Origin of the sequence: Deinococcus pimensis DSM 21231 (genome assembly GCF_000519345.1) — a bacterium.
In the GTDB taxonomy this organism is placed as follows: domain Bacteria; phylum Deinococcota; class Deinococci; order Deinococcales; family Deinococcaceae; genus Deinococcus_A; species Deinococcus_A pimensis.
This window is the reverse complement of the sequence record NZ_KI912669.1, coordinates 17,087-25,622: the sequence shown is the minus strand read 5'-3', so window position 1 is coordinate 25,622 and position 8,536 is coordinate 17,087. Positions and strand designations below refer to the sequence as shown.

Annotated in this window: 7 protein-coding genes; 3 read left to right on the top strand and 4 right to left on the bottom strand. The window is 69.9% G+C overall.

What is annotated here, in order from left to right; translation table 11 throughout:
- The 3 genes from DEIPI_RS40360 to DEIPI_RS0118740 form a co-directional block, all read right to left on the bottom strand.
- Positions 1-246: hypothetical protein (locus DEIPI_RS40360; RefSeq protein ID WP_045234721.1), on the bottom strand; the 246-nt coding region annotated here is incomplete at its 3' end.
- A complete protein-coding gene (locus DEIPI_RS0118745) occupies positions 243-719 on the bottom strand; it encodes a GNAT family N-acetyltransferase (RefSeq protein WP_027482775.1) in 477 nt (158 codons plus the stop codon). The genes DEIPI_RS40360 and DEIPI_RS0118745, both read right to left, overlap by 4 nt.
- The gene (locus DEIPI_RS0118740) at positions 719-1,960 is read right to left on the bottom strand and encodes an argininosuccinate synthase (RefSeq protein ID WP_027482774.1); all 1,242 of its coding nucleotides are present in this window, start codon (positions 1,958-1,960) and stop codon (positions 719-721) included. Before DEIPI_RS0118740 ends, DEIPI_RS0118745 begins: the two co-directional genes overlap by 1 nt.
- A gap of 582 nt (positions 1,961-2,542) precedes the next feature.
- On the opposite strand from DEIPI_RS0118740, the gene carB reads away from it, so the two are divergent.
- The 3 genes from carB (at position 2,543) to DEIPI_RS32605 (ending at position 8,320) form a co-directional block, all read left to right on the top strand.
- The gene (gene carB / locus DEIPI_RS0118730) at positions 2,543-5,638 is read left to right on the top strand and encodes a carbamoyl-phosphate synthase large subunit (protein ID WP_027482772.1); all 3,096 of its coding nucleotides are present in this window, start codon (positions 2,543-2,545) and stop codon (positions 5,636-5,638) included.
- Between the two features lie 264 nt (positions 5,639-5,902).
- Positions 5,903-6,979: a GGDEF domain-containing protein gene (locus DEIPI_RS32610; RefSeq protein ID WP_084474565.1), complete on the top strand. Its 1,077-nt coding sequence runs from the start codon at positions 5,903-5,905 to the stop codon at positions 6,977-6,979.
- 207 nt (positions 6,980-7,186) lie between these two features.
- Positions 7,187-8,320: a GGDEF domain-containing protein gene (locus DEIPI_RS32605; protein ID WP_052351825.1), complete on the top strand. Its 1,134-nt coding sequence runs from the start codon at positions 7,187-7,189 to the stop codon at positions 8,318-8,320.
- Here DEIPI_RS32605 and DEIPI_RS0118715 read toward each other — a convergent pair.
- The coding region (locus tag DEIPI_RS0118715) for an aminotransferase class V-fold PLP-dependent enzyme (protein ID WP_157463803.1) at positions 8,317-8,536 on the bottom strand (220 nt) is incomplete at its 5' end. The two genes, DEIPI_RS32605 and DEIPI_RS0118715, sit on opposite strands and share 4 nt — an antisense overlap.

Sequence of the window (8,536 nt, the reverse complement as noted above, 5' to 3'; positions counted from 1 at the left end):
GGCGTCGAGCGGGTGCGGCGGCCAGTCGGGCAGCATCAGTCCGGCGCCGCCGGTGACGCGCCCGTCCTCCTCGGCGAGCCAGCCGAGGTACGTGCCGCGCGCGAGGGCGGCGCGCACCCATCCTGTGAACGCGGCCGTCATGGGCGTGAGGGCGTCCTCGGCGAAGCCGTTCTCGCGGAACATGCGTTCGCGCTGGGACGCGATCAGTTCGGCGTCGCGGGGGGTGGCGGCGCGCAGGGCGGTCACGCGTGCACCTCGGCGGCCTTCACGAGCACGACGGGCGCGGGGCTCGTCGGGTTGGCGAAGGGGTAGACGGCCTCGGGGTCGACCCTGTAGCCGAGGTGTTCGTACATCGGCACGAGGCGGGTGTTGTAGGAGCTCACGGCGAGCAGCACCTGTTCGTAGCCGTGCCGGGCGGCGTGGGCCTCGACGGCCCGCACGAGGAGCGTGGCGAGGCCGCGTCCGCGCGCCTCGGGCAGCACCGCGAGCTTGTTGAGCGTCAGGGTGCGGCCCCAGGGACGGTGGCTGACGACGCCGAGGATCCGGCCGTCCTCCTCGGCGACGAAGCCGCCGTACTGGCCGAGCGAGACGGCCACGTCGGTGAGGGTGACGCGGTGCCAGCTGGCGCGCGGGTCGAGGTCGTGGCGTCCGGCGGCCATCATGACGTCGTGGAAGACCCCCGCGTCGTCGAGGGTGGTGGGCCGGACGACGGCGGTCATCAGCCCTGCGCTCCGGCCTTCTCGGGCTCGGTGGCGGCGGCCTTCTGCTCGACGCGGGCGCGGACGCGCAGGCGCAGCGCGTTGAGCTTGATGAACGCGGCGGCGTCGGACTGGTCGTAGTCGCCGCCCGCCTCGAAGGTCACGAGGTCCTTGTCGTAGAGGCTCCTGGGGGCCTTGCGTCCCACGACGGTGGCGTTGCCGCGGTACAGCTTGATGCGGGCGGTGCCGGTGACGGTCTGCGCGACGTGGTCGAAGTAGACCTGCAGCGCCTCGCGTTCGGGAGCGTACCAGAAGCCGTTGTAGATGAGCTCGGCGTACTTCGGGGCGAGCTGGTCGCGCTGGTGGAGCACCTCGCGGTCGAGGGTGAGGCTCTCGACGGCGCGGCGCGCGTGGTAGATGAGGGTGCCGCCGGGCGTCTCGTAGACGCCGCGGGACTTCATGCCGACGAAGCGGTTCTCGACGAGGTCGAGGCGGCCCACGCCGTGCGCCCCGGCGATCTTGTTGGCCCGGTCGAGCAGGTCGGCGGGCGAGAGGCGTTCGCCGTCGATGGCGACGGGGTCGCCGTGCTCGAACTCGATCTCCACGTACTGCGGCTCCGCGGGCGCGTCCATGGGGTCGGTGGTGAGCTTGAACATGTGCGCGGGGGGCTCCATCCAGGGGTCCTCGAGGATGCCGCCCTCGTAGCTGATGTGCAGGAGGTTCGCGTCGGTGCTCCAGGGGTCCTTCTTGGTGGTGGGGACGGGGATGTCGTGCTCGCGCGCGAAGGCTTCGAGGTCGGCGCGGCCCTGGAACTCCCACTCGCGCCACGGCGCGACGGTCTCGATGGAGGGTTCGAGCGCGAGGGCGGTGAGCTCGAAGCGCACCTGGTCGTTGCCCTTGCCGGTCGCGCCGTGCGAGATGGCGACGGCGCCCTCCTTCTTGGCGATCTCGACGAGGTGCTTGGCGATGAGGGGCCGGGCGATGCTGGTCCCGAGGAGGTAGTAGCCCTCGTAGAGCGACGAGGCGCGCATCATGGGGAACACGAAGTCGCGGACGAATTCCTCGCGCAGGTCGATGGCGTACGCGCTGACCGCGCCGGTGTTCAGGGCCTTGACGCGGGCCTGCTCGACCTCGTCGCCCTGGCCGATGTCGGCGGTGAAGGCGACGACGTCGTAGCCTCGTTCGGTCTGGAGCCACTTGAGGATGATGCTGGTATCCAAACCGCCGGAGTAGGCGAGGACGATCTTCTTGTTCTGGGTCATGTGGGGCTCCTTGGGCTGCCTCGTCGCAGCACGGGTGCCCCCCGACGTGATGTCGCCGCCCCTGGTGGGATACCGGGGCGGAGCGTCAACGTCGGGGGGTCAGGGTCTTCATATGCAGGTTCTATACGCTCTTCGCGTATTTCTATGCACAAGCTATCAGGGGCGGGGAGCCGGGTCAACCCCGCGCTCTCCCAGCCTAGACCGGCGCCGTGAGCCCCGCGAGGTGCCGCTCACCTTCTGGGGCCCGAACAGGGTTCGTCCCCGGCGTCACGGGAGGGGGACGCGTCTTCCGCACTCATCGACCTCGCGACGAGGCTCCTCGCCTCCGCGAGGGTCATGGTCTCCCCCTCTCCCCTGACGGCCCGGTCCAGCGCCGCCCGCAGACGGGCCGCTTTCCTCGGGCTGGCGAGGAGGTGTCGTTCCTCGGCGGTGAGCTGTCCGTCCTGTCCGCTCCTCGTGTTCGCCTCGTCCTGCACATCCTTCTTGTACCGCACCGGATCCCACCGTGGGCCGCCCCTGTCTGGACAACCCCACGCTGCATAATCTTCCCCACTTCATCTCGTGTTATGCTTTCACGCTGGTATGCCCAAACGCTCGGACCTCCAGACGATCCTGATTCTCGGCAGCGGACCCATCCAGATCGGGCAGGCGGCCGAGTTCGACTACTCGGGCACGCAGGCCCTCAAGGCCCTCAAGCGAGAGGGCTTCCGCGTGGTGCTGGTCAACAGCAACCCCGCGACGATCATGACCGACCCCGACCTCGCCGACGCCACCTACCTCGAACCCCTCACGCCGGAGTTCGTGCGCAAGGTCATCGAGAAGGAACGCCCCGACGCCCTCCTGCCCACCCTCGGCGGTCAGACCGCCCTCAACCTCGCCATGGACCTCTATGAGAACGGCACCCTGCAGGAGTTCGGGGTGGAGCTCATCGGCGCGGGCGTCGCCGCGATCCGCAAGGGCGAGGACCGCGAGGAATTCCAGGCCGCCATGAAGAAGATCGGCGTGGAGACCGCGCGCGGCAGGATGGTGCACTCCATGGAGGAGGCCCGCGAGTTCCAGCGGCAGCTCGGCCTGCCCGTCGTGATCCGCCCCAGCTTCACGCTCGGCGGCACGGGCGGCGGCATCGCGCACACCCTGGAGGAGTTCGAGGCCATCACGGCGGGCGGCCTGCGCGACTCCCCCGTCCACTCCGTCCTGCTCGAGGAATCGATCCTCGGCTGGAAGGAGTACGAGCTCGAGGTCATGCGCGACACGGCCGACACGGTCGTGATCATCACCTCCATCGAGAACTTCGACCCGATGGGCGTCCACACGGGGGACAGCATCACCGTGGCGCCCGCGCAGACCCTCAGCGACGTGGAGTACCAGCGTCTGCGCGACCAGAGCATGGCCATCATCCGCGAGATCGGCGTGGACACCGGCGGCAGCAACATCCAGTTCGCGGTCAACCCCAGGGACGGACGCGTCATCGTCATCGAGATGAACCCGCGCGTGTCGCGCTCCTCGGCGCTCGCGAGCAAGGCGACGGGCTTCCCCATCGCGAAGATCGCGGCGCTCCTCGCGGTGGGCTACCACCTCGAGGAGCTCCCGAACGACATCACGCGCGTCACGCCCGCCGCGTTCGAGCCCACCATCGACTACGTCGTCACGAAGATCCCGCGCTTCGCCTTCGAGAAGTTCCCCGGCACGCCCGACGCGCTCGGCACCATGATGAGGAGCGTCGGTGAGGTCATGGCGATCGGCCGCACCTTCAAGGAGAGCCTGCAGAAGGCGCTGCGCTCCATCGAGTCGGACGTGCGCGGCGCGTACGCCGAGATGACCGAGCGCGAGCTGGAGGTGCTGCTCTACCCCAACCCGCGCCGCCTGGAGGTCGTGCTGGAACTGCTGCGGCGCGGAGAAAGCGTCGATCGGCTCTTCGAGCTGACCGCCATCGACCCGTGGTTCCTCAACCAGCTGCGCGAGATCACGGACGCGGAGCGCGAGATCCCCTCGCTGGGCCCGGTGGAGTCGTGGAAGTACGAGTACTGGCGCGAGGTGAAGCGGCTCGGCTTCAGCGACGCGCGCCTCGGCGAGATCGTCGGGAAGTCCGAGCTGGAGGTGCGCGCCCTGCGCAAGGCCGCGCGCGCCACGCCCGTGTACAAGACGGTGGACACCTGCGCCGCCGAGTTCGAGGCGTACACGCCCTACCACTACTCCACCTACGAGTGGGAGGACGAGGTGCGGCCCACCGAGAAGCCCAAGGTGGTGATCCTCGGCTCGGGCCCGAACCGCATCGGGCAGGGCGTGGAGTTCGACTACGCCACCGTGCACGCCGTGTGGGCGCTGCAGGAGGCCGGGTACGAGACCATCATGGTCAACAGCAACCCGGAGACGGTCAGCACGGACTACGACACCGCCGACCGCCTGTACTTCGAGCCGCTCACCTTCGAGGACGTCATGAACATCGTCGATCACGAGAAGCCCGTCGGGGTGATCGTGCAGCTCGGCGGGCAGACGCCCCTCAAGCTCGCGCGCAGGCTGGAGGAGGCGGGCGCGCCCATCATCGGCACGAGTCCCGCCGCGATCCACGAGGCGGAGGACCGCGCGAGCTTCAACGCCCTGTGCGAGCGGCTCGGCATCCCGCAGCCCCGGGGCAAGGTGGCGGGGAACGCGGGGGAGGCGCTGCGGCTCGCGGAGGAGCTGGGCTTCCCGCTGATGGCGCGCCCCAGCTACGTGCTGGGCGGCCGCGCCATGCGCACGGTGCGCAGCATGGACGAGCTGGACACCTACCTGCGCGAGGTGTACGCGAACGTGGAGGGTCAGCCCAGCATCCTGCTCGACCAGTTCCTGGAAGGCGCGCTGGAACTCGACGTGGACACGCTCTGCGACGGGGAGCGCGCGGTCGTGGCGGGCGTGATGGAGCACGTGGAGGCGGCGGGCGTCCACTCGGGCGACAGCGCCTGCGTGCTGCCGCCCGTCAGCCTTCCCTCGGACCTGCTGGAGACGGTGAAGGCGACGACCGAGCGGCTCGCGCTGGAACTGGGCGTGCGCGGCCTGATGAACGTGCAGTACGCCGTGAAGGACGGCGTGGCGTACATCCTGGAGGCGAACCCGCGCGCGAGCCGCACGGTGCCGTTCGTGTCGAAGGCGACGGGCCACCCGCTCGCGAAGTACGCGGCGCTCATCGCGGCGGGCCGCACCCTCTCCGAGATCGGCTTCACCGGGACGCCCACGCCCGGCATGTACAGCGTCAAGGAGGTGCACCTGCCCTTCCTGAAGTTCCGCGGCGTGATCCCGGTGCTGGGTCCGGAGATGAAGAGCACGGGCGAGAGCATGGGCATCGACGCGGACCCGGACCTCGCGTTCTTCCGCGCGCAGCTCGGCGCGAAGTCCAACCTGCCCCTCACGGGCACGGCGCTGCTGCTCGGCGACGGCCTCGACGACGTGGCGGCCACGCTGGAGGAGGCGGGCCTGACCGTGACGCGCGAGGCGCGCGCGGGCGAGCTGCCGCAGCTCCTGATCGACGTGACGGGGTCGGCGCTGCTGCGCACGGCGCTGGAGCGTGGCGTGCCGATCGTGTCGACGCGGGAGGCGGCGCGCTGGACGGCCCGCGCGATCCTCGCGGCGAGCCGCGTGGCGCTGGGCGTGACGAGCCTGCAGGAGTGGCAGGGTGCGGGAACGGCGGTCGCGGGCGACTGAACCGTGGGAAGCAAAGGAAGGAGCCCACAGTCACGCGTGGGCTCCTTCCTCAATGGTTACGCGCCACCTGACGTCCCTCCCCTTGCTCACGTCAGGTGGCGCTCACCTGGTCTGACTGTACGAAAGGTGACGTAAACGGATCGTGAAAGAATTGAAGGCGTCGTTACAGGAACGTGAAAGTTTGTGAGGAGCCCGGGCGGCGGCTTCCTCACATCAAACCGTCCGTGGGTGTGAACCCGCTAGACTGAACCTGAAGAGAACCTGATGCCGACCTTCTCCCGTCCCTCCCCCATGACCGACGGCGTCCTCCCCGACCCCTGGCTCACCGCCCGTCGTCAACTGCTCCTCGGGCAGTTCATCGTCGGCATCGTCGCGGCGCTCCTCGCGCTCGTCTCGCAGCTCCACCACCTCGATCCCGTGGACGGCGTGGCGCTGCCGCTCGTCGTGCTGCTCCTCTCCGGTCTGCTCGCGGCGCTGTGGACACGCCGGGTATCGGAGAAGTTCGCGGGGCGAGTCGCGTACATCGGCATCGCCTCGTACTTCCTCGCGGCGCTCGCGCAGCAGCTGCTCGCGTACGTCCCGCGCACCGGGCACCTCAGCGAGTCCACCTACTGGTTCGCGGTGGTGTACTGCATGGCCTTCATCGGCTGGCAGCGCCGCAGCGCCATCGTCGTGGCGGGCGCCACGTACGGGGTGGCGCTCCTCGTGGTGGTGGCGCTCTCGGTCACGCGCCTGCAGGGCCTCGACCTCGGCGGCGGCGCCTTCGGCGGGTTCGTCATCCAGTTCTTCAGCAGCGGCCTCGCCGCGATCCTGCTGCTCTACCACATCACCGCGCTGCAGGAACGGTACGGCGAGACGCGCCTCCTCGCCTTCGCGGACTTCCTGACGGGCCTCCCGAACCGCCGCTGCGGCGAGCAGGTGCTGGAGCAGGAACTGCGCGGCCCCGGTCCGCTCACGGTGGTCCTGTTCGACCTCGACCACTTCAAGAGCGTCAACGACACCCACGGACACGACGTCGGGGACGTCGTCCTGCGCGAGGCCGCGCGGCTCACCGCGCGGCGCGTGCGCGGCTCGAATCAGCTGGTCCGCTGGGGCGGCGAGGAATTCCTGCTGATCATGCCCCGCACGGACGTCCACACGGCCGAGAACCTCGCGGAGCGCATCCGCGCCGACATCGCCACGCACCGCTTCGAGGGCGTCGGCGGGCTCACCGCGAGCTTCGGGGTCTCGTCGCAGCGGCCCGGCGACACCGCCGACCGTCTCGTGAAGCGCGCCGACGCGGCGCTCTACCGCGCCAAGCAGCAGGGCCGCAACCGTGTCAAGATGCCCACCATGTTCTAAGGGCGCGCGCCCGACGGCACTCACCCCTCACACGATGACCCCGCCTTCGGAAGCCGCGACCCACGCCCCGCTCAGAAACTCTCAAGCAGAGCTTCAGGAAAATTCCCTCCCGCTTCACGGCCCGAAACGCACGACTTCATACAATGCGTTCACGTCGCTGCCCTCCCGCGCCCGATCGTCCACACCCACAGCGAGGAAACGAGGATCATGTTCTCCCCACTGAACGACCTCAGAGACGCTCAGGCCGCGCGCGACCCCTGGAACGAACTGCGGCGACGCGTGCTGCTCACCGCGATGCCCGCGCTGATCCTCGCGTGCCTCGGCGCGCTCGCCATCCAGTACCCCGTCTTCGACCCGCTCGACCGCGTCGCGCTGCCCGCCCTCATCACGCTCTTCCTCACGCTGTTCGTGCTCACCTGGCGGCGTCAGGCCAGCGCCGACGTGGCCGGCGGTGTCGCGTACGCCGGGGCCGCGCTGTACTTCCTGCTGTCCATCAACGAGCAGTTCCGCTGGTACGTCGGCAAGTACCAGCACCTCAACGAGGCCACCTACTGGTTCTCCGCGCTGTACTGCGTCGCGTTCCTCACCTGGACGACCCGCACCGCGCTGCTCGTCTCCGGCTTCACCTTCTTCGCGGCGCTCGTCGTGGGCGGCGTGAACGGCGTCCTGCTCGCGGGACGCGGCGAGTTCGGCATCCGCGCCTTCGCGTTCGTGCTGCAGTTCTACCTGTCGAGCTTCGCCCTCATCGCGCTGCTCACCAGCTTCTCCCACATCCGTCAGCGGCTCGCCGAGACGCGCATCATGGCGTACGCGGACTTCCTGACGGGGCTCCCCAACCGCCGCTACGGCGAGGAGCTCCTCGCGCAGGCCCTGGGGCGCGGACGCGTCGGCGTCGTCCTGATGGACGCGGACCACTTCAAGCGCGTCAACGATCTGTACGGGCACCACGTCGGGGACGCCGTGCTGCGAGACCTCGCGCAGGTCGTGACGGCCACGCTGCGCCCGCCCGCCCGGCTCGTTCGCTGGGGCGGCGAGGAATTCCTGATCGTCGCGCCCGGCGCGGACACGGTCACCACCCTGCGCATCGCCGAGGACGCCCGCGCCGCGGTCGCCGCGCACGACTTCGAGGACGTCCGGCGCGTCACCCTGAGCGCGGGCGTCGCGACCCGCCTCCACGAGGAGTCCGCGAGCGACCTCCTGCGCCGCGCGGACACCGCCCTGTACGCCGCGAAGCACGCGGGACGCGACCGCGTACGCGTCTGCGAGATGCACGCCGACGCCTTCGTCCCGGACACCCGGACGGACGCGGAATCCGGGGCGCTCACCGTCGGCGCGGATTAGACGCGGCTCCACTCCACGGCGCGCGCGAAGATCTCGGCGGCGCGCTCCACGTCCGCATCCGTGGTGGAGCGCCCGAAGCTGAAGCGCACCGTGGCGCGCGCGTCCGCCTCATCCAGACCGAGCGCGAGCAGCACGTGGCTGGGCTGCATCGTCCCGGCGGAGCACGCGCTCCCGGCGCTCGCGCACACCCCGGCGAGGTCGAGGTTCATCAGCAGG